Source organism: Pectobacterium sp. A5351 (assembly GCF_028335745.1).
Classification (GTDB): domain Bacteria; phylum Pseudomonadota; class Gammaproteobacteria; order Enterobacterales; family Enterobacteriaceae; genus Pectobacterium.
The window spans coordinates 90,452-107,934 of sequence record NZ_CP116477.1 but is presented as its reverse complement, the minus strand read 5'-3'; the positions used below and the strand labels follow the sequence as shown (position 1 = coordinate 107,934).

General features: G+C 54.0%; 17 protein-coding genes and 1 pseudogene. 8 read left to right on the top strand and 10 right to left on the bottom strand.

Annotated elements, in window-relative coordinates; genetic code table 11:
• Nucleotides 1-333: 333 nt before the first annotated feature.
• From ftsX to ftsY, 3 genes are read right to left on the bottom strand one after another with little or no spacing between them, the layout of a single operon-like run.
• Entirely contained in the window at nucleotides 334-1,302 is a 969-nt protein-coding gene (gene ftsX, locus O1Q74_RS00495; RefSeq protein ID WP_271875490.1) for a permease-like cell division protein FtsX, read from the bottom strand.
• Nucleotides 1,292-1,963 carry a cell division ATP-binding protein FtsE gene (ftsE, locus tag O1Q74_RS00490; protein WP_012772843.1) on the bottom strand — a complete coding sequence of 224 codons (672 nt, stop codon included), beginning with the start codon at nucleotides 1,961-1,963 and terminating at the stop codon, nucleotides 1,292-1,294. The genes ftsX and ftsE overlap by 11 nt, the downstream gene beginning before the upstream one ends.
• A 5-nt stretch (nucleotides 1,964-1,968) precedes the next feature.
• Nucleotides 1,969-3,438: a signal recognition particle-docking protein FtsY gene (gene ftsY / locus O1Q74_RS00485; RefSeq protein WP_271875486.1), complete on the bottom strand. Its 1,470-nt coding sequence runs from the start codon at nucleotides 3,436-3,438 to the stop codon at nucleotides 1,969-1,971.
• Nucleotides 3,439-3,779: 341 nt separating this feature from the next.
• Here ftsY and rsmD point away from each other — a divergent pair, with 341 nt between their 5' ends.
• Nucleotides 3,780-4,355 carry a 16S rRNA (guanine(966)-N(2))-methyltransferase gene (gene rsmD, locus O1Q74_RS00480; protein ID WP_271875484.1) on the top strand — a complete coding sequence of 192 codons (576 nt, stop codon included), beginning with the start codon at nucleotides 3,780-3,782 and terminating at the stop codon, nucleotides 4,353-4,355.
• A 26-nt stretch (nucleotides 4,356-4,381) separates the two neighbouring features.
• Nucleotides 4,382-4,660, top strand: coding sequence for a DUF1145 family protein (locus tag O1Q74_RS00475; protein ID WP_271875482.1), 279 nt, complete (start codon nucleotides 4,382-4,384; stop codon nucleotides 4,658-4,660).
• Nucleotides 4,661-4,663: 3 nt separating this feature from the next.
• Here the strand turns inward: O1Q74_RS00475 and O1Q74_RS00470 are convergent, their stop codons facing one another.
• Both O1Q74_RS00470 and O1Q74_RS00465 read right to left on the bottom strand, forming a co-directional pair.
• A complete protein-coding gene (locus O1Q74_RS00470; protein WP_271875480.1) occupies nucleotides 4,664-5,023 on the bottom strand; it encodes a DUF2500 domain-containing protein in 360 nt (119 codons plus the stop codon).
• Complete coding sequence (locus O1Q74_RS00465; protein WP_225086441.1) at nucleotides 5,023-5,343, bottom strand: DUF1820 family protein; 321 nt, start codon at nucleotides 5,341-5,343, stop codon at nucleotides 5,023-5,025. Before O1Q74_RS00465 ends, O1Q74_RS00470 begins: the two co-directional genes overlap by 1 nt.
• 192 nt (nucleotides 5,344-5,535) lie before the next feature.
• Here O1Q74_RS00465 and O1Q74_RS00460 point away from each other — a divergent pair, with 192 nt between their 5' ends.
• Nucleotides 5,536-6,165: a lysoplasmalogenase gene (locus O1Q74_RS00460; RefSeq protein ID WP_271875478.1), complete on the top strand. Its 630-nt coding sequence runs from the start codon at nucleotides 5,536-5,538 to the stop codon at nucleotides 6,163-6,165.
• Between the two features lie 94 nt (nucleotides 6,166-6,259).
• Nucleotides 6,260-8,659, top strand: coding sequence for a zinc/cadmium/mercury/lead-transporting ATPase (locus O1Q74_RS00455; protein ID WP_271875476.1), 2,400 nt, complete (start codon nucleotides 6,260-6,262; stop codon nucleotides 8,657-8,659).
• Between the two features lie 137 nt (nucleotides 8,660-8,796).
• On the opposite strand, the gene tusA is transcribed toward O1Q74_RS00455, so the two are convergent.
• Nucleotides 8,797-9,039: a sulfurtransferase TusA gene (gene tusA / locus O1Q74_RS00450; protein ID WP_012772835.1), complete on the bottom strand. Its 243-nt coding sequence runs from the start codon at nucleotides 9,037-9,039 to the stop codon at nucleotides 8,797-8,799.
• A 215-nt stretch (nucleotides 9,040-9,254) separates the two neighbouring features.
• On the opposite strand from tusA, the gene O1Q74_RS00445 reads away from it, so the two are divergent.
• Nucleotides 9,255-9,932: a 7-cyano-7-deazaguanine/7-aminomethyl-7-deazaguanine transporter gene (locus O1Q74_RS00445; RefSeq protein ID WP_271875468.1), complete on the top strand. Its 678-nt coding sequence runs from the start codon at nucleotides 9,255-9,257 to the stop codon at nucleotides 9,930-9,932.
• Between the two features lie 185 nt (nucleotides 9,933-10,117).
• Entirely contained in the window at nucleotides 10,118-10,684 is a 567-nt protein-coding gene (locus O1Q74_RS00440) for a DcrB family lipoprotein (protein WP_271875466.1), read from the top strand.
• A gap of 48 nt (nucleotides 10,685-10,732) precedes the next feature.
• Here the strand turns inward: O1Q74_RS00440 and O1Q74_RS00435 are convergent.
• Nucleotides 10,733-11,257, bottom strand: a pseudogene (locus tag O1Q74_RS00435) (MFS transporter); the annotation flags it as partial.
• A 331-nt stretch (nucleotides 11,258-11,588) separates the two neighbouring features.
• On the opposite strand from O1Q74_RS00435, the gene yhjD reads away from it, so the two are divergent.
• The gene (gene yhjD, locus O1Q74_RS00430; RefSeq protein ID WP_271875464.1) at nucleotides 11,589-12,605 is read left to right on the top strand and encodes an inner membrane protein YhjD; all 1,017 of its coding nucleotides are present in this window, start codon (nucleotides 11,589-11,591) and stop codon (nucleotides 12,603-12,605) included.
• Nucleotides 12,606-12,754: 149 nt separating this feature from the next.
• Complete coding sequence (locus tag O1Q74_RS00425; protein ID WP_271875462.1) at nucleotides 12,755-13,687, top strand: sugar kinase; 933 nt, start codon at nucleotides 12,755-12,757, stop codon at nucleotides 13,685-13,687.
• Nucleotides 13,688-13,783: 96 nt separating this feature from the next.
• Here O1Q74_RS00425 and O1Q74_RS00420 read toward each other — a convergent pair whose 3' ends face one another.
• The 3 genes from O1Q74_RS00420 to O1Q74_RS00410 all read right to left on the bottom strand — a co-directional run bounded on the left by O1Q74_RS00420 (nucleotide 13,784) and on the right by O1Q74_RS00410 (nucleotide 17,324).
• Nucleotides 13,784-13,942 carry a hypothetical protein gene (locus O1Q74_RS00420; protein WP_271875461.1) on the bottom strand — a complete coding sequence of 53 codons (159 nt, stop codon included), beginning with the start codon at nucleotides 13,940-13,942 and terminating at the stop codon, nucleotides 13,784-13,786.
• A gap of 217 nt (nucleotides 13,943-14,159) precedes the next feature.
• The gene (locus tag O1Q74_RS00415) at nucleotides 14,160-15,653 is read right to left on the bottom strand and encodes a M16 family metallopeptidase (RefSeq protein ID WP_271875459.1); all 1,494 of its coding nucleotides are present in this window, start codon (nucleotides 15,651-15,653) and stop codon (nucleotides 14,160-14,162) included.
• A 378-nt stretch (nucleotides 15,654-16,031) separates the two neighbouring features.
• Nucleotides 16,032-17,324, bottom strand: a complete 1,293-nt coding sequence (locus tag O1Q74_RS00410) for a dicarboxylate/amino acid:cation symporter (protein WP_271875457.1) — start codon at nucleotides 17,322-17,324, stop codon at nucleotides 16,032-16,034.
• Nucleotides 17,325-17,483 lie beyond the last annotated feature (159 nt).

The following is a 17,483-nucleotide window of genomic DNA, read 5'->3' as shown; positions in this document are numbered from 1 at the left end:
CGTCATATTGCAGTCGACTATCTTAGCACTGCTTCGCCGTATCGTTTTGCGCGAAAATGGCAAAACACGGCACCTTAAAGATGACTTTTATTAAAAACCCTAAAAACGGGTTACTCAAATCCTAAACGCTGTCTATTCAGACTGTGATTTCGCTCGCAAGTTCCTATCATTTTATTCAGCTCCAGCCAGAGATCAAGCAGGGGGAAAACGAGCCGTTAACGCACGAAAAACCAAGGGGAAAACACAGCGGGAAGCGCAAAGAAGAGATGTCGCTGAGGAGATTTCCCCTGCAATACGGTCTGAATTACAGGGGATGATTATACCAGAAAACGCTTATTGTGGTGTAAAACGGCGTAAATGTTGCACGGTGGCCAGCCAGGCGGCCAACCAGCCAATCATGCCGGCAATGAGCAGCAGCAACAGGGATTCATCCCAGCTCAGCCCTTTGACAGCAAACGTCGTACCAAAAACGGAAGCCACCTGTGCGACTACCGCATCCAGCTTCCAGACCAGCGCCTGTGATAGAATCAGCGATAGCACCGCACCACCCACGCCCATTGCCGCTCCGCCATTCAGGAACGGACGCAGAATAAAGCCGTCCGTCGCGCCAATCAGCTTCATTACGTTGATGGTTTCACGGCGGCTGAAAATACTCAGACGCACACTATTGCCGATCACCAAAAAGACAGCGACGACCATCAAAATGCCAATCGTCGCGGAAATCTGCCCGACCAGATTGGTCAGCGCCACCAGCCGGGCAAACCAGCTGTCGTCCATCCGAACTTCATCCACGCCCTGCGTCGCTGCCACGCGATCGCGCAGCGTCGTCAGCGTGGTGGAATCCTGAAAGCTCATTTTCGGCGTGATAATCGCCACCGCTGGCAGCGGATTCTCTTCCAGCATATCCAGCGCGCCGCCAAAACCAGACCAGTTGCGGAACTCGCCCATCGCTTCATTGCGCGACAGGTAATTGACTTTATCAACGCCCTCTTCCGATTGAAGCTGCGTGATAACCGCCTGCGCCGCGTTGTCATCCAGCGATTTATCCAGATACACCGTCAACTGCGGTGAGGGATACCACTGCGAAGCAGCCTGACTGACGTTTTTCCACACCAGATAACAGATGCTGGGCAATGCCAGCGAAATAGCGATGACCATGACGGTCAGGAACGTCGCCAGCGGCTGGCGCAGCATATCAACCAGCGTATTCATCCAGGCGTAGCGCCACTGTTCCTGCCAGCCGCCGCGCAGCGCTTTGGCTTTTGCGACAGGCTTTTTCGCATTACGGACGTTATTCGCCATCGTGGTTTCCCCCCACCATGCGGCCATCCGACAGCGTCAGCACACGGTAATTACGGCGGGCGATCAGCCCGGTATCATGCGTCGCCATCAGGACGGTGACGCCGACACGATTGAACTCTTCAAACAGGCGCAAAATGCCTTCTGACAGCGCTTCGTCCAGGTTGCCAGTCGGTTCATCCGCCAGCAACACGGCGGGTTTGTTCACCACCGCGCGCGCAATGCCAACGCGCTGCTGCTCACCGCCGGACAGCTGGATAGGGTAGTTTTTCGCTTTATCCAGCAGGCCAACCTTGTCCAGCGCAGCGGAGACCCGACGACGGATATCCTCACTGCTGGCACCCGCGATGATGAGCGGCATCGCGACGTTGTCATAGACCGTACGTTCCATCAGCAGATGGTGATCCTGAAAGATCATGCCGATCTGACGCCGCAAGAACGGGACTTCACGTTTTTTCAGGCGGCTAATGTTGTGACCGCCAAACAAAATCTGACCCGCGCTGGGACGTTCAATGCCACAAATCAGTTTCAGCAGGGTACTTTTCCCTGCGCCGGAATGGCCGGTCAGGAACGCCATTTCCGCGGGGCGCAGATGGAAATCCACCCCTTGCAATGCCTGACGCCCACCGAGGTAAGCTTTACTGACCTGTTCAAAACGAATCATCCGTTTTAATCCTCTCGGGCAAAAAGTGCCTCAATAAAATCGTCGGCCTTGAAGGGCCGTAAATCATCAATGCCTTCCCCTACCCCAATATAGCGGATAGGAATAGCGAACTGGTCGGCAATGGCGAAAATCACCCCGCCTTTCGCGGTACCGTCCAGCTTCGTCAGGGTAATCCCCGTCAGCCCAACGGCTTCATTAAACAGTTTGGCCTGACTCACCGCGTTCTGGCCGGTGCTCGCATCCAGCGTCAGCATCACTTCATGCGGCGCGTCTTCGTCCAGCTTCTTCATCACGCGCACAATCTTTTTCAGCTCTTCCATCAGGTGCGCTTTGTTCTGCAAGCGACCCGCGGTATCCGCAATCAGCACATCAACACCGCGCGCTTTTGCCGCCTGAATCGCATCGAAAATCACCGATGCCGAATCCGCACCGGTATGCTGCGCGACTACCGCCACGTTATTGCGCTGTCCCCAGACCTGAAGCTGCTCAACCGCCGCCGCACGGAAGGTATCACCCGCCGCCAGCATCACGGATTTGCCCTGTGCCTGGAACTGGCGCGCCAGTTTCCCGATGGTGGTCGTTTTGCCCACGCCATTAACACCAACCATCAGAATGACATAAGGCGTTTTGCCTTCGATATTCAGCGGGGCGTCCACCTTAGCAAGAATCTCCGCCATTTCGTCTTTCAGCTTCACAAAAAGCGTATCAGCATCTTTCAACTGGCGGCGACTGGCGTGCTCTGTCAGGCTGGTGATGATTTTACGGGTCGTTTCGACCCCAACATCCGCAACCAGCAGTTGTTCTTCCAGTTCATCAAACAGATCGTCGTCGATTTTCTTACCGCGAAACAATCCGATAAATCCTGAACCGAGGTTCTGGCGCGTTTTTACCAGACTGCGTTTCAGGCGCGCGAAGAATCCCTCTTTTGTTGGGCGTTCCTGCTCTTGCGCCACAGCCGGGGCATCATCTGGCTGCGTAGGATCTTGTTCTTCGTCTGCTTGTTCTTCCTGCTGCACGATCGGATCGGCGACATCCCGATCGATAACATCATGATCGATAATGTCATGATCGTCGGTGGCGGAAACAGTAGGGGCAGAAGCGACAGGTTCAGGGGTGATAGGTTCAGAAACGTTGGCTTCCTGAACAGCGACGGTCAATTCGTCTGCCGCTGCGGTAACGTCACGCTCGGCGACCGGTTGGGTCAGCACTTCCGCTTCAACCTTTGGTGCTTCTTCAGCCTCTATCTTTTCTTCAAAGACAGGTTCTTCCGAAACTAAGGGGTCTTCCGGTAATGGTTTCTCTGCCTGCTCCGGCGCGTGCTCAACGGTCTGATGAGCCGATACTGCGGCATCCGACTCCGCCGCTGACGGCTTCTCTTGAAAAACCGGCGTCTCTTGCGGCTGCTCTTGTTGTTTTTCTTCCTGTTTCCCTAGTCCCAGCCAGGAAAAAAAACCGCGCTTCTTTTCTTTTGACATGTGCGATCGCGCTCCACGCTGCTCACCGCAGCGAATCAATCAATGAAAATCATATTTAAACAAATAAGTTTAACACTTTCCTGCCGACAGCAACACGGAGGCAATGGCAGACAATGCGACGCGTTACCTGCAATCTTCGTAACGAAAGGCAATGTCCGTAACGAAGTGTGTCAAACGCCGCGCGTTACCGGAAGGCCGCAGACCGCACAAAATTTTGGCTTAAGCGCCTTAACATCCATCTTAACATTCCCTCTACACGTAACCGCCGCTAGAATAGCGCCAGAAATTTCCTGCCCGTATCCACACCATGATGATGCGGCACAACAATAACCCTGTGAGCTATGGCTAAAAAAAACGCATCGTCAGCCGCCGGACAAATCCGAATCATCGGTGGTCAATGGCGCGGCAGAAAACTTCCGGTTCCTGATAGCCCCGGTTTACGTCCCACCACCGATCGCGTACGGGAAACGCTGTTTAACTGGCTGGCTCCCGTCATCCAACAGGCACGCTGTCTGGACTGCTTTGCCGGCAGCGGTGCGCTCGGGCTGGAAGCCTTATCCCGTTATGCTGCTCACACCACATTATTGGAAATGGAACGTGCAGTCGCCCAGCAATTAACGCAAAATCTGGCGCTGCTTCGGGCGGAAAATGCCGAGGTGGTCAATACTGATGCCCTGAGCTGGCTGGCGAAGCCGGGTACGCCGTTTGACGTCGTGTTTCTCGATCCGCCGTTTCGCAAAGACCTGCTGAACAACACGCTTGCCCTGCTGGAACAACAGGGTTGGCTGGTGCCAGACGCGTGGATTTACGTGGAAACCGAGGCGGAAAATGCGCAACTGACCATCCCGGAGAATTGGCAACTGCACCGTGAGAAAATTGCGGGTCAGGTCGCCTACCGTTTATACATCCGTCAATGATCTTCGCAGCAGCGTAAGGGTAAGAGATGATTTTGATTAATCTTGGCAGGCTACTGATGTTGGGCGTGTGGGGATTTTTGTTGCTCAACCTGATTCAGCCGTTTCCCAGGCCGTTGAATATCTTCATGACCGTGGCGATGGTGTTTATGATCCTGATGCATGGTTTTCAACTGCTGCTGTTAAAATCCAGCCAGCCGAAAGACAGCCCCGCGCTGAACCGCGCGCTTCAGGCGCGTATTTTCCTTTTTGGCGTGTTTGAACTGCTGGCGTGGCAGAGAAAACAGCCTAAGCCGCCGACGTCGTAACCGCTAATTCTGCTGGGGCACAAAGCGGATAAAGCGCGTGCCCTTTAGCTGCAACGATCCCTGCATACCGGTATCAAGCTGGTGATAATCCGCGTTCTCAAGGCGCAACGTGATAGTCGCGCCGCCGGCAATCGGCCTGAACGTGACCTCATACAGCATGTCCTCTACGACCATACTCTGATGCTCACGCGCACGCCGACGGCGACGGGGAAATTCGCGTTTGTGCTTCACCTCTGCGGCCACAATGCGTAGCGGAGCGGCATCGTTCTGCGCTTCCCGGTTACGTTGGCGTCGATACTGCCGCGCCGCCAGCACCAAAATCGCGCCAACGGCCAACGCCAACAGCCAGGGGAAGTCATTCATCAGGGTTTTTTGCCCGGAAGATAAGGAAACGCGGTCACGTTATCACCTAAATCAGAAATACGGGCGCTACCTTTTTCCGTCACGGCATCAATGCGAATGATCGCCTGTAGCGGGATGAAACTGCGGCTAACGCCGGAAAATTCCGTTTTCAGTTTCTCGGTTGACGGGTCAACCAACACCGCAGACTGGCTATCAAACACGAAGTCGGCAATTTCAATAAAGCCGAACAGGCTGCTCTGAACCAGCTCACGCACGTAAAGCTGGTAATTTTTACCGTTATTTATAAATTGAATACGATAAAGCGCGGACTCATTACTCATTCAACACAATGCTCCCTTCAGAGACTTCACGGCACCCATCTACAATAAAAACAGGCGATAACATAACATGAAGCTCACGAAAATCGCATCCACCTCACGATGTGTTGTTTAACTTCCTCACAATCCCCTACACTGAATAAAGAACGGCTTATCTTTATCCTGACACAAACAAAAACACAAAAAGGACACGCTATGCTTTGGTCATTTATTGCTGTGCTTTTTTCTGGTTGGTTGTATGTGGACGCCAGCTACCGTGGGCCAACGTGGCAGCGTTGGTTATTCAAACCGGTCACGATGCTACTTTTGCTGGCACTGGCCTGGCAAACGCCGCTGCTTGGCGTGCCGGGCTATCTGATTGTGCTGGGATTGCTGGCAACGCTGGTCGCAGACACCTTGCTGTTGCTGCCGACTCAGCGCCTGCTTTACGCGTTTGGCGCTTATTTCCTCTCCCATCTGCTCTACACCATTAGCTTTTTTACCGGACAAATCACGCTCACATTCTTCTGGCCGCAGGCATTAACGCTCGTCATTCTGGCCGCGATCCTGATCGCGATTATCTGGGGGCGGCTGGAAGCACAGCGCTGGCCCGCCTGCGCATTCATCATCATGACCACGCTGATGGTCTGGATTGCCGGTGAGCGGTATTTTGCGCTGGGGACAAACGCGAATTTCTCCCTGCTGACGGGCACCGTACTGCTGTTTATCGCCCATGCGGCCTGGCTGATTCACCATTACTGTTTTCCGTTCCGCGCCCATCAGGCGATTGTGGCGGCGGGCTATTTTGGCGGCCATTTCCTGATTGTTCGCTCCCTCTATTTCTGACGTTTTCGGCGCTCACGAAAATCTGGCTAAGCATTGAGCGGCGGTGTAAAGTTCCTGATGAGAATCGTAATCACTAATAACCCAGGAGGAAAAGATGCACTCTCATCAGCACCACCACAATGCTGAGAAATCAGCCTGCTGCAATAACGGCGTTCATCACGCGCCGCGTACTTCCGCACAGCCACGTAGTTCCACACAGCACAGTTCCGCGCAACATGCCAAAAGCTGCTGCAATGAACACGCGCAGCATTCAAATCACGCAGACCATAGCTGTTGTTCAACCAAACACGCGTCTGACGCCGTGGGACAGACCGCCTGTGGCACAGAGCAGCATTCGTCAGACGGCGGCGGTAGCGCGGATTCAGACGACCCCGACGGTGGAGACAGCGACAGGCCCCGATCAAACCAGCGTTTCAGTTGGAAAATCAGCGGGATGGATTGTCCCAGTTGCGCACGTAAAATCGAAAATGCAGTAAAAAATCTCACTGGAATTGAACAGGCCAAAGTGCTGTTCGCCACCGAAAAACTGGTTGTTGATGCCTACACCGATATTCGCCCTCAGGTTCAACAAGCCGTTCAGCAAGCTGGCTTCACCTTGCAGGACACCGCACTCCCCCTCACACCACCCGAGTCATCTACTGTACGTCGTTTCGTACATGAATATGGTTTCTTGCTACTTTTCACTTTGCTGGCTGCTGCAAGTTGGGGACTTTCCCTGTTAAGCGAGCGCGGCGGGCAAATCGCGTTTATCGCGACCACGATTATCGGGCTGGTTCCGATCCTGAAGAAAGCGGTGCAGCTCATTCGCTCCGGTACTCCCTTCGCGATTGAAACGTTGATGAGCGTGGCTTCCATCGGAGCGCTTTTGATTGGTGCCACCACAGAAGCCACGGTCATTTTGTTGCTGTTTATGCTGGGCGAATACCTGGAGTCTTACGCGGCAAACCGCGCACGGCGCGGCGTAACAGCACTGATGGCGCTGCTTCCCGAAGACGCCATGGCGATCATCAACGGGCAACGGCGTCTCGTGCCTGTCGCCAGTCTGGTTCCCGGCGATGTGATTGAAGTCGCGCCCGGCGGGCGACTCCCCGCCGATGCGGAGCTCTTGAACAGCGACGCCAGTTTTGATGAAAGCGCCCTAACCGGCGAGTCGGTACCCATTGAGCGTACGCCGGGTGAGAAAATTGCCGCTGGCAGCCTGTGTGTCGATCGGGTCGTGCAGTTGCGCGTGGTGTCACAGTCGGGCAACAGCGCGATCGACCGTATTCTGCAACTGATAGAAGAAGCGGAAGAGCGCCGTGCGCCGATAGAGCGCTTCCTCGATAAGTTCAGCCGCTATTACACGCCAGCCATCATGCTGCTGTCGCTGCTGGTGATTCTGGTGCCGCCGCTGTTGCTAGCGCAGCCGTGGCAAGAGTGGATTTATCGCGGTCTGACGCTGCTGCTAATCGGCTGTCCGTGTGCGCTGGTGATCTCAACACCCGCGGCGATTACGTCCGGGCTGGCCGCCGCAACGCGCCGTGGGGCGCTCATTAAAGGCGGTGCAGCACTGGAATCACTGGGCAGCATCAAGACCATCGCGTTTGACAAAACGGGCACGCTGACGGAAGGCAAGCCGCAGGTGACGGACGTGTTGCCCGCCGCAGGCATTAGCGAAACGGCGCTGCTGACGCGCACCGCCGCGGTGGAATCGGGTTCGCACCATCCGCTTGCCAAAGCCATCGTTCAGCATGCGTTGTCCACAAGCACATTCCTGCCAATGGCGGAAAACCGCAAAGCGCTGGCAGGTGTCGGCGTGGAAGGCACGATAGGCGGCAAGCGGATTCAGGTCAGCGCGCCGACTCGCGTCGCACCCGACTTGCTCGACGCCGACGGGCTACAGTGGATTGACGCGTTGGAAAGCGAAGGGAAAACCGTCGTGGTGGTACAAGAAGACGACAAGCTGCTCGGTTTACTGGCGCTGAGCGATACGCTACGCCGCGATGCGCGTGAAGCGCTGGATGCCTTACAGCAGTTGGGGATCAGAGGCGTGATGCTCACGGGCGATAATCCTCGCGCAGCGGCAGCGATTGCAGCGACATTAGGGATCGATTACCGCGCCAGCCTGCTCCCTGCCGATAAGGTCACTGCAGTCAGCGAGTTGAGCAAGCAGCATCCCGTCGCGATGGTGGGCGACGGTATCAACGACGCACCAGCAATGAAAGCCGCAACCATCGGGATTGCGATGGGGAGCGGGACGGATGTAGCACTGGAAACGGCCGATGCGGCACTCACGCACAGCCGCCTGACAGGGCTGGCTGCCATGATTAGCCTGTCGCGGGCAACGCAACGTAATATTCGTCAGAACATTGCCATCGCGCTAGGGCTGAAAGCGGTCTTTCTGGTCACCAGCATTCTGGGTATTACCGGACTGTGGCTGGCCGTGCTGGCGGATTCCGGCGCAACCGCGCTGGTCACCGCCAACGCGCTACGGCTATTGAGAAAACAGGACTGATATTACCGTTGCTGGCTGTGAATTGAAGGCTCGAGATACACGGAGCGACCACGGGGCGAGGCCTCCCTACGGGAACCTCATCCCCGTGTTTCTCCTAATCACACACGTCAACGAACGATATAACGCACTGAATATTATTAACCTTTGCGCAGCAGATACCGATAGGGAAGCTGTTCGGTTTCCTGCGCCAGAAGCTCATGCTCCATGAACACGCAAAAACCGGGAATATCGCGGGTGGTGGCCGGATCGTCGGCGATAATCAGCAGCGTTTGCCCGGTTTCCATCTGGCGTACCGTCTTACGTACCATCATCACAGGCTCAGGGCAGCGCAGCCCCTGCGCATCAAGGGTTTTATCCGGGTTGGTAAAAGGATCGGTCATCAACGTTCTCAGTGCTGGAATCAAAAAACCGCCCTAGTTTACGCGGAGGATTTCCCGACGCAAGCGACGACAACGTTTGCGCATAAAACAGCCATTTTTCTGGGCAAAAGACATTGCATTAGCAAAGCAATTGCGTATTATGCCGCCGCGTTGCAGCATAAATCTGCACGCTATCTCTTGGGTTCCCTAACCCCAATAACCAAAAAGGTCACATTATGTATCGTTTTACTCCCCAGCAGCGGCTTACGGCGCTGATCTGGCTATCGTTGTTCCATATCCTGATCATTACCTCGAGTAATTATCTGGTGCAGCTCCCGGTATTGATTTTCGGTTTTCATACCACCTGGGGCGCGTTTACCTTCCCGTTTATTTTTCTGGCAACTGACCTGACGGTACGGATTTTCGGTGCACCGCTGGCGCGTCGTATCATTTTGACCGTGATGGTACCTGCGCTGGTGATTTCCTATCTGGTGTCGTCCCTGTTTTATCAGGGATCGTGGCAGTCGTTCGAGTCATTAAGTCAGGTGAATATCGTCGTGGCACGTATCGCCTGCGCCAGCTTCATGGCGTATGTTCTGGGCCAGATTCTGGATGTTCACGTCTTCAATCGGCTACGCCAGAAACGCGCGTGGTGGGTCGCTCCGGCCGTGTCGACCGTGTTTGGTAATTTCAGCGACACACTGGCCTTTTTCTTCATCGCGTTTTATCGCAGCACCGATGCCTTTATGGCCGCGAATTGGGTTGAAATTGCGATGGTAGATTATGCCTTTAAACTTTTGATCAGCCTGGCATTCTTCCTGCCGATGTACGGCGTGATGCTAAATATGGTGCTCAAACGACTGAGCGAGCAGAAATACTCAGCCGACTACCGTTCTGTCAGCAGCCACCATTAATGCCAATTGGCGGCGATTTACGCCGCCCTTTCCCGCTAAATCACTCATCATTTTGTAAAAATAACGCAGGTTCCCACAACGGTTTGCAACAACAAAACGCTTGTTTTTGCTATCTGAATAGGGTGCCATACTGTTATTACCTGTTTCAAAAGATGACCTGTTCAAAAACGAGAGAAAGGGATCCCATGTCGAATGTAATCAAATACCTCGGTGTCGGCTTGCTTGTCGGCCTGCTTGCTGCCTGTGATGGCAAAACGGATGACGCCGCAAAAGCGGGCGCGCAAGATAAACCTGCCGCAGCAGCCAGCGCGGGTCAGAATATTGAATTAATGGAGGGCAAGATTGCGTTTACTCTGCCCGCCGACATGCGCGACCAGAGTGGCAAAGTCGGAACACAGGCGAACAACATGCACGTTTACGCCAATGACAATGGCCAGAAAGCGGTCATCGTGATTCTGGGCGACAACACCACGGAAGAGTTGACCGTTCTGGCACAGCGTCTGGAAGATCAGCAGCGCACACGCGATGCCAACCTTCAGGTCGTGACCAATAAGACTATCGACGTTGACGGCAAGAAGCTGCAACAGCTCGACAGCATTATCACCAGCAGCGGACAGCAGGCTTATTCCTCCGTCGTGCTGGGTAAAGTGGAAAACCAACTGCTGACCTTGCAAATCACGCTGCCAGCCAGCAATCAGCAGCAGGCACAGAGCGAAGCAGAAGGCATCATCCACACCCTGAAGCTGAAATAATCGGTGTTATCGTCGGACAGTAGCCACCTAGGTGGCTATTTAAAGGATATAGCAAAGTACGCCGAGCGGTGCGCCAATCGCCATCGCGCCGTAGGTGGCAATGCCATTCCATGAAATCACGCGTCCGATGTGTCGAGAACCCACCACGCCGACGCCCCAGAGCGTTGCGCCGGTACCGGCAAAACTCTGTCCGGCCCCCAAAACAATGCGCCCAAGGCACAGCAGCAGCAATGTCATCACCGGCGAGGCATCGCTAAAAGCGGCCAGCAGATAAAACACGCCGCTTAACATGACGCCAGCCAACCCCCAGATGACGATGTTCTTCGACCCTTTTTCATCGGCGCTGCGACCCGCATGGGGGCGGCTCAATAGCGTGGAGAAGTATTGCAGGCTGATCACCAGCCCGGCCCAGAACGCACTATAGCCAAGGTGATCGTGCACGTACCCCGGCAGCACCGCCAACGGCAGACCAATATTCAGATAGCTGGCGAAATTGAACGCCACAATCGAAACGATGCGCAGATTAAGGCGCAGACCGCTCAGCGACGGTTCGGATGGGGAAGGTGTTGGCATGGAAAATTCACTCGCTTAACGTCCGTGTATGACGTAATTTCAAAAAAACATCGAAAAATCATATTGCTATATACTCTAAATAATTCGAGTTTCAGGAAGGCGGCAAGAGAAGGAGTCCCGATGAGCTTACTCAAGTAAGTGATTCGGGTGACTGACAAACCTGCTAAAAGCAGGTTTGAACGCTCCTTGCAGCGGCCCCAACGGGGCGAGGCACACGCCAGTGTGCCGAGTAGCGCAGCCAACGCACATGCAACTTGAAGGATGACGAGTATATTGTTGGTTATAATCAACCTTATGCTACTAAACTAATCCCGAACACAGGAGAAACGCAATGCCTGTACCGGCAGACCCGGACCGCCAGCCAACACCATCACCCCCTGCGGGGGACACATCGCCGCAGCCACCCCTTTCGCTTCTGGACAAGGCTAAATGTCTGGCCGCACGTATTCAGGCGATTCCCAGCGTGGCCCACCTGATTCGCGCGGGAGAACGTTTCAACGACCGCATGGGCAACCAGTTTGGTGCGGCGATTACCTACTTTTCTTTTCTGTCGTTGATCCCCATTCTCATGGTGTCTTTTGCCGCCGTGGGCTTTGTGCTGGCCTCCAATCCCGATCTACTGACGGGGTTGATCAACCGCATCGTTAACAGTATCAGCGATCCGAATCTGGCTACTACGCTGAAAAATACCGTCAACACAGCCGTACAGCAGCGTACTACCGTTGGGCTAACCGGTTTGCTGATCGCGCTCTATTCCGGCGTCAGTTGGATGGGAAACCTGCGCGAAGCGATTCGAGCCCAATCGCGCGACGTCTGGGAAAGAAACCCGAAAGATGAAGAGAAGATTTACTTTCAGTACACGCGGGATTTCCTGTCGCTGACCGGCCTGGTCATTGCGCTGATTATTACGTTGTTCCTGACCTCGGTTGCCGGCACCGCGCAAAACATGATTGTGACCGCGTTGGGGCTGGATGGCATTGAGTGGTTGCGCCCGGCGATGACGCTGATCGCTCTATCAATATCCATCTTCGCCAACTATCTGTTATTCCTTTGGATATTCTTCGTTTTGCCGCGCCATAAACCCAAGCGCAAAGCGCTCTTTCGCGGCACACTGATCGCCGCAGTGGGTTTTGAAGCCATAAAATTCGCAATGACAGTCGCACTGCCTAAACTGGCCAGTTCGCCTTCCGGTGCCGCGTTCGGTTCGGTTATTGGCCTGATGGCATTCTTCTATTTCTTCGCGCGCCTGACGCTCTTCTGCGCCGCCTGGATCGCCACGGCAAACTATAAAGGTGACACCTCGACAGACCGGAATGAGCAGGAAAAAGAACCGCCCTCCGATCGTTAAGAGCAGCGGGGGAAGCACTGGTTTTCCGATCTGTGTCATGAAAAAGTAAAACATCGTTTCAAGACTATTGACTCAGTCTCACGTAATGTTGAGACTGATGTTAGCTTCCGCGTTTTTTATACCCAGCTTTTTCAAACAGGCCAAAAGTGATGACAACTACTAACATTGCCGTAATCGGCGAATGCATGATCGAACTGTCGCAGAAGGGCACGGATCTTAATCGTGGGTTTGGCGGCGATACACTGAACACCGCCGTTTACATTGCCCGTCAGGTAAACTCCGAGAAACTGGGCGTGCATTACGTGACTGCACTCGGCACAGATAGCTTCAGTACCGAGATGGTTGCCGCCTGGCAAAAAGAAGGGGTGAAAACCGACCTGATTCAGCGACTGGACAACAAACTGCCCGGTCTATACTTCATTGAAACTGACGCGAGCGGCGAGCGTACGTTCTACTATTGGCGCAATGACGCCGCAGCCCGCTACTGGCTGGACAGCCCGGAAGCAGAAAAAATCGGTCAGTCACTGGCACACTTTGACTATCTCTACCTGAGCGGCATCAGTCTGGCGATTCTGAACGCCGAAAGCCGTCAGCGTCTCCTCGCCCTGCTGCGCGCCTGCCGCGCCAACGGCGGTAAAGTGATTTTTGATAACAACTACCGTCCACGTCTGTGGCAGAGCAAGGAAGAGACGCAACAGGCCTACACCGACATCCTGTCCTGTACCGATATTGCCTTCCTGACGTTGGATGACGAAGACATGCTGTGGGGCACGAAGCCGCTGGAAGCCGTGCTGGAGCGGACGCACAATCTGGGTGTTAGCGAAGTGGTAATTAAACGCGGCGCGGACTCCTGCATCGTATCAGAACGTGGACAAGCGTTGGTTGATATCCCGGCGATCAAACTGCCAAAAGAGAAAGTGGTCGATACCACCGCAGCGGGCGACTCTTTCAGCGCAGGCTACCTGTCAGTGCGCCTGAATGGCGGCAGCACGCAGGAAGCGGCACAGCGCGGCCACCTGACAGCCAGCACGGTCATTCAATACCGTGGCGCGATTATCCCGCTTGAGGCAATGCCTGCATAATCACCGTGCATCACATCAATCTTAAGGCCGCAACAGCGGCCTTAAGATATGACGCATAACAGTGGTAGCACTCTGCCTCACCGATGGCTTTGTGGTTTAATGTGGTCCTGGCTGGCTCATCGGCTGTTCCTGGAAGCCCCCGAATGGACCACCTCCCCGACCGCCACCGCCGCCTCCACCCGGAGGTGGGAACAGACAACCGCTCAACATGGTGATCAGCGCGAGCACCCCCGCAGCTTTCAGAATACGACTCATATTTTATCCCTCGGTACATTTTATGAAACACGAGGGATAATAGGGGTGGAGAAAGGTAGCAACAACGAGATTTTTCCTTAAAATCCACGTATAAATAAAGAGTTACATTACCTAACGTTCTGCTAACGATATCCTGTACTTTGCTATACGTGGCCTTTTACTCCGATCGGAAACCACAAACCGCTACCCTGCATCCTGATATCCAAAGGCGACTGCCCTACTGCGACTGCGCGGCAGGCGATTTTTCAGCTTGAGACGCTGCTGCGGTGCTGGCAGCAGGCTCAGTCACTGGCGTCATAATCCGGTCGTAGGCTTCCTGCAACGCCTTCATATTTGCTTCCGGTTCACCGGGCTGTTGGATCAGCATCAGTGTCGTATCCTGCACCAGTTGCTGGTGCAGTTCCTGATTCAGCATATCGAGCGTCAGCGAGGACAGATAGGTCTGGCGCAGTTTCTGATACTGCTCGGGAGCAATATCTACGACACCGTTTTGCTGAGAGCGCAGGCGCTGATCCATCAGGATGTCCGTGCTGGTACGCGCATAAGTGGCAAACAGTTTATTCAGTTCGTCCGTCTTGCGCGCGATTAGCGCATCAAACTCTTGCTGTGTCAGCCCTTTTTCACGCAGCGTCGCCAGCTCACGCGCGATAAACGTCACGCCCGGCTCAACGCCTTCGCTATTCGGCACATCCATATTAATCGCGCACTGAGAACGGGTATAAAACACATTGCAGTCGAAGCGGAGGTTGTTGCCCTTCAGCGGGCTCTTCTCCAGCACCTGCTGTAAGTGCCAGAACATCGCTTCCCGCGTCATATCACCCAGCCAGTAGCGAACCAGCGCCTGTGATTCACGAATTGGGTGCCACGGGGCATCCCACATTAGCGACACCGTATCCTGCTGGGCGTTGTTATTCATCAGGCTGATCGCCTGCGTCGGCAGCGGGCTTAATGTCGGTAACGGCGCGGGGGCTTCGCGTTTCCCTTCCAGCGGGGCGAAGACTTTCCCGATCTGCTCGATCACGCTGCGGTTATCCACATGACCGACGATGTAGAGCGTCATCGCATCTGGCGTATACCAGGTTTTATAAAACTGTTGGAGTTGTTCACCATTTAGCGGCGGCTTGACGTCCTGAGCAGGATCGTGCGCCAGCAGGGGCGAGCCTTTCAGACGATAGCGCCAGCTCGGATCCTGTGGGTTAATCGGAAAGGTTGCGACTTGATCGGGCACCTTCAACGCGGCCTGTAGGCTTTTTTCGTCAAACGTCATCTGCCCTGCGCTTTCCGCCAGCCACGTCAGCGCTTCTTTCAGCAATTCGGGGCGATTGTTCGGCAAGCTCAGATTATACGACGTGAAATCGTACGAGATAATTGCCGGAGGCAGGACGCGGGAACCGTTAGCATCGCGCATCCACATGGAAGGTCGCTGGGCTGCGGATAATTTATCGCCGGGCGCCAAGGCCAGACGAGGAAGAAAATGGGCAAAACCTACCTGCTGGGCGTTTTCCAGCAGCGACCCGGCATTCACCACCAGACGCAGCTCAACCCGATCGCCGGGGCGCTGTGGTGTGGTTAATAACTGCCAGGTAAAACCATTATCAAGCTTACCCTGCTGCCAGGCAGGATCGGGCTGTAGTGCTTCAGCCTGCACGCTGCTGCTGACCACGGCCAGCAACAAACCACCAACGAAAAGCGCCTTTTTGGTGCCCTGCATGTGAACCCCTACTCATAGCTATCCAACATAATAATGTGGTTATTGTTGATCATTATGGTGGCCTTGCGTCTGCCACCGCACACTCTCGTGGATATATCACGGAAAAAATTGAAGACGCGAAGTGTACCATTCCCTTAGACCGCGCGCTTTTGTCTATGTCACTCCAGGAGGCGAAATAATCTGCAAAAAAGGCAAAAATAGTCATATTTAACAATATTTTTACGTTTTATGACGGGTAAGAAAAGCAGGAGAGGCGATTTGCTTTGACTCGTTGAGAGGCAAAAAAATTCCCCACGGCACGTTAACACCGCAGGGAACTGATTTCGCAAGCTATATCGGAATGCTCACTGCAACCGGAATGATAACTGCATGCTGGAATTACGACTGTGCCGTCGGCGTGGCCGCGTTATCGCTTTTATTGGTACCGGACAGCTCAGCATCCAGTTTCTTCTCATCCAACTCGCGGCAGTATTTCGCTACCACGATGGTCGCAACACCGTTACCAATCAGGTTGGTCAACGCACGGGCTTCTGACATGAAACGGTCAATACCCAGAATCAGCGCCAGACCAGCAACAGGCAGGTGACCCACAGCAGACAGCGTTGCCGCCAGCACGATGAATCCACTTCCCGTCACGCCCGCTGCGCCTTTAGAAGACAGCAGCAGCACCACTAGCAGGGTAATCTGATGCCAGATATCCATGTGGCTGTTGGTCGCCTGAGCGATAAATACCGCCGCCATCGTCAGGTAGATGGAAGTACCGTCAAGGTTGAACGAGTAACCGGTAGGAATGACCAGGCCGACGACAGATTTTTTACAACCGACCTTCTCCATCTTCTCCAGCATACGTGGCAGCACAGATTCAGAAGAGGACGTACCCAGAACAATCAGCAGTTCTTCACGGATGTAGCGAATGAATTTGAAGATGCTGAAGCCCGTCGCTTTGGCAATACTGCCCAGAACCAGAAACACGAACAGAATACAGGTGATGTAGAAGCAAGCGATCAACTGCCCCAGTTGCACCAGCGTACCGACACCATATTTACCGATGGTGAAAGCCATTGCACCGAATGCCCCCAGCGGAGCCAATTTCATGATCATATTAATGACGCCGAAAATGACCTTGGAAAAGCTGTCGATCACATCAAAAATCACCTTGCCTTTTGGCCCTAAACGGTGCAGCGCAAAGCCGAACATCACCGCAAACAGCAGAACCTGCAAGATATTGCCACTGGCAAACGCACCAACCACACTCGCCGGAATCACGTCCATCAGGAATGGAATCAGACCCTGCTGTGAAGCCTGTTGGGTATAAACCGCCACCGCAGACGCATCAAGCGTACTTGGATCGATGTTCATGCCCGCGCCAGGCTGCACGATGTTGACCACGACCAGGCCAATAATCAGTGCAATCGTACTCACAATTTCAAAATACAGCAGGGCGACCGCACCAGTACGACCAACCGACTTCATACTTTCCATGCCTGCGATACCGGTAACGACCGTACAGAAGATAACCGGTGCAATAATCATTTTAATTAATTTAACAAACCCATCGCCCAGAGGCTTCATTTGCTCGCCAAGCTGGGGGTAGAAATGCCCCAACAGTATCCCTATCGTAATGGCGGCAAGAACTTGAAAATAAAGACTTTTAAAAATTGATGTTTTCATACATACGTCCTATGGTGGGGAAAACACAGGAGGGGAATAGGGTACGAAAATGCCGCCTGTGATTGCGCCGGAAAGTAACATTGCAATAACAAGCTGAGAATGTTTTATAAGTTTAGTTTGTGAACGGCAGGTTAAAAACAAGAGCTGAATCACGTCAGC

Coding starts and splice junctions, on each gene's coding strand:
- O1Q74_RS00445 (WP_271875468.1), top strand. CDS start 9,255: ATGTATCGTTTTACTCCCCAGCAGCGGCTTACGGCGCTGATCTGGCTA.
- ftsX (WP_271875490.1), bottom strand. CDS start 1,302: ATGGCGAATAACGTCCGTAATGCGAAAAAGCCTGTCGCAAAAGCCAAA.
- yhjD (WP_271875464.1), top strand. CDS start 11,589: ATGCCTGTACCGGCAGACCCGGACCGCCAGCCAACACCATCACCCCCT.
- O1Q74_RS00425 (WP_271875462.1), top strand. CDS start 12,755: ATGACAACTACTAACATTGCCGTAATCGGCGAATGCATGATCGAACTG.
- O1Q74_RS00410 (WP_271875457.1), bottom strand. CDS start 17,324: ATGAAAACATCAATTTTTAAAAGTCTTTATTTTCAAGTTCTTGCCGCC.
- O1Q74_RS00455 (WP_271875476.1), top strand. CDS start 6,260: ATGCACTCTCATCAGCACCACCACAATGCTGAGAAATCAGCCTGCTGC.
- O1Q74_RS00465 (WP_225086441.1), bottom strand. CDS start 5,343: ATGAGTAATGAGTCCGCGCTTTATCGTATTCAATTTATAAATAACGGT.
- O1Q74_RS00415 (WP_271875459.1), bottom strand. CDS start 15,653: ATGCAGGGCACCAAAAAGGCGCTTTTCGTTGGTGGTTTGTTGCTGGCC.
- O1Q74_RS00460 (WP_271875478.1), top strand. CDS start 5,536: ATGCTTTGGTCATTTATTGCTGTGCTTTTTTCTGGTTGGTTGTATGTG.
- ftsE (WP_012772843.1), bottom strand. CDS start 1,963: ATGATTCGTTTTGAACAGGTCAGTAAAGCTTACCTCGGTGGGCGTCAG.
- tusA (WP_012772835.1), bottom strand. CDS start 9,039: ATGACCGATCCTTTTACCAACCCGGATAAAACCCTTGATGCGCAGGGG.
- rsmD (WP_271875484.1), top strand. CDS start 3,780: ATGGCTAAAAAAAACGCATCGTCAGCCGCCGGACAAATCCGAATCATC.
- O1Q74_RS00420 (WP_271875461.1), bottom strand. CDS start 13,942: ATGAGTCGTATTCTGAAAGCTGCGGGGGTGCTCGCGCTGATCACCATG.
- ftsY (WP_271875486.1), bottom strand. CDS start 3,438: ATGTCAAAAGAAAAGAAGCGCGGTTTTTTTTCCTGGCTGGGACTAGGG.
- O1Q74_RS00475 (WP_271875482.1), top strand. CDS start 4,382: ATGATTTTGATTAATCTTGGCAGGCTACTGATGTTGGGCGTGTGGGGA.
- O1Q74_RS00470 (WP_271875480.1), bottom strand. CDS start 5,023: ATGAATGACTTCCCCTGGCTGTTGGCGTTGGCCGTTGGCGCGATTTTG.
- O1Q74_RS00440 (WP_271875466.1), top strand. CDS start 10,118: ATGTCGAATGTAATCAAATACCTCGGTGTCGGCTTGCTTGTCGGCCTG.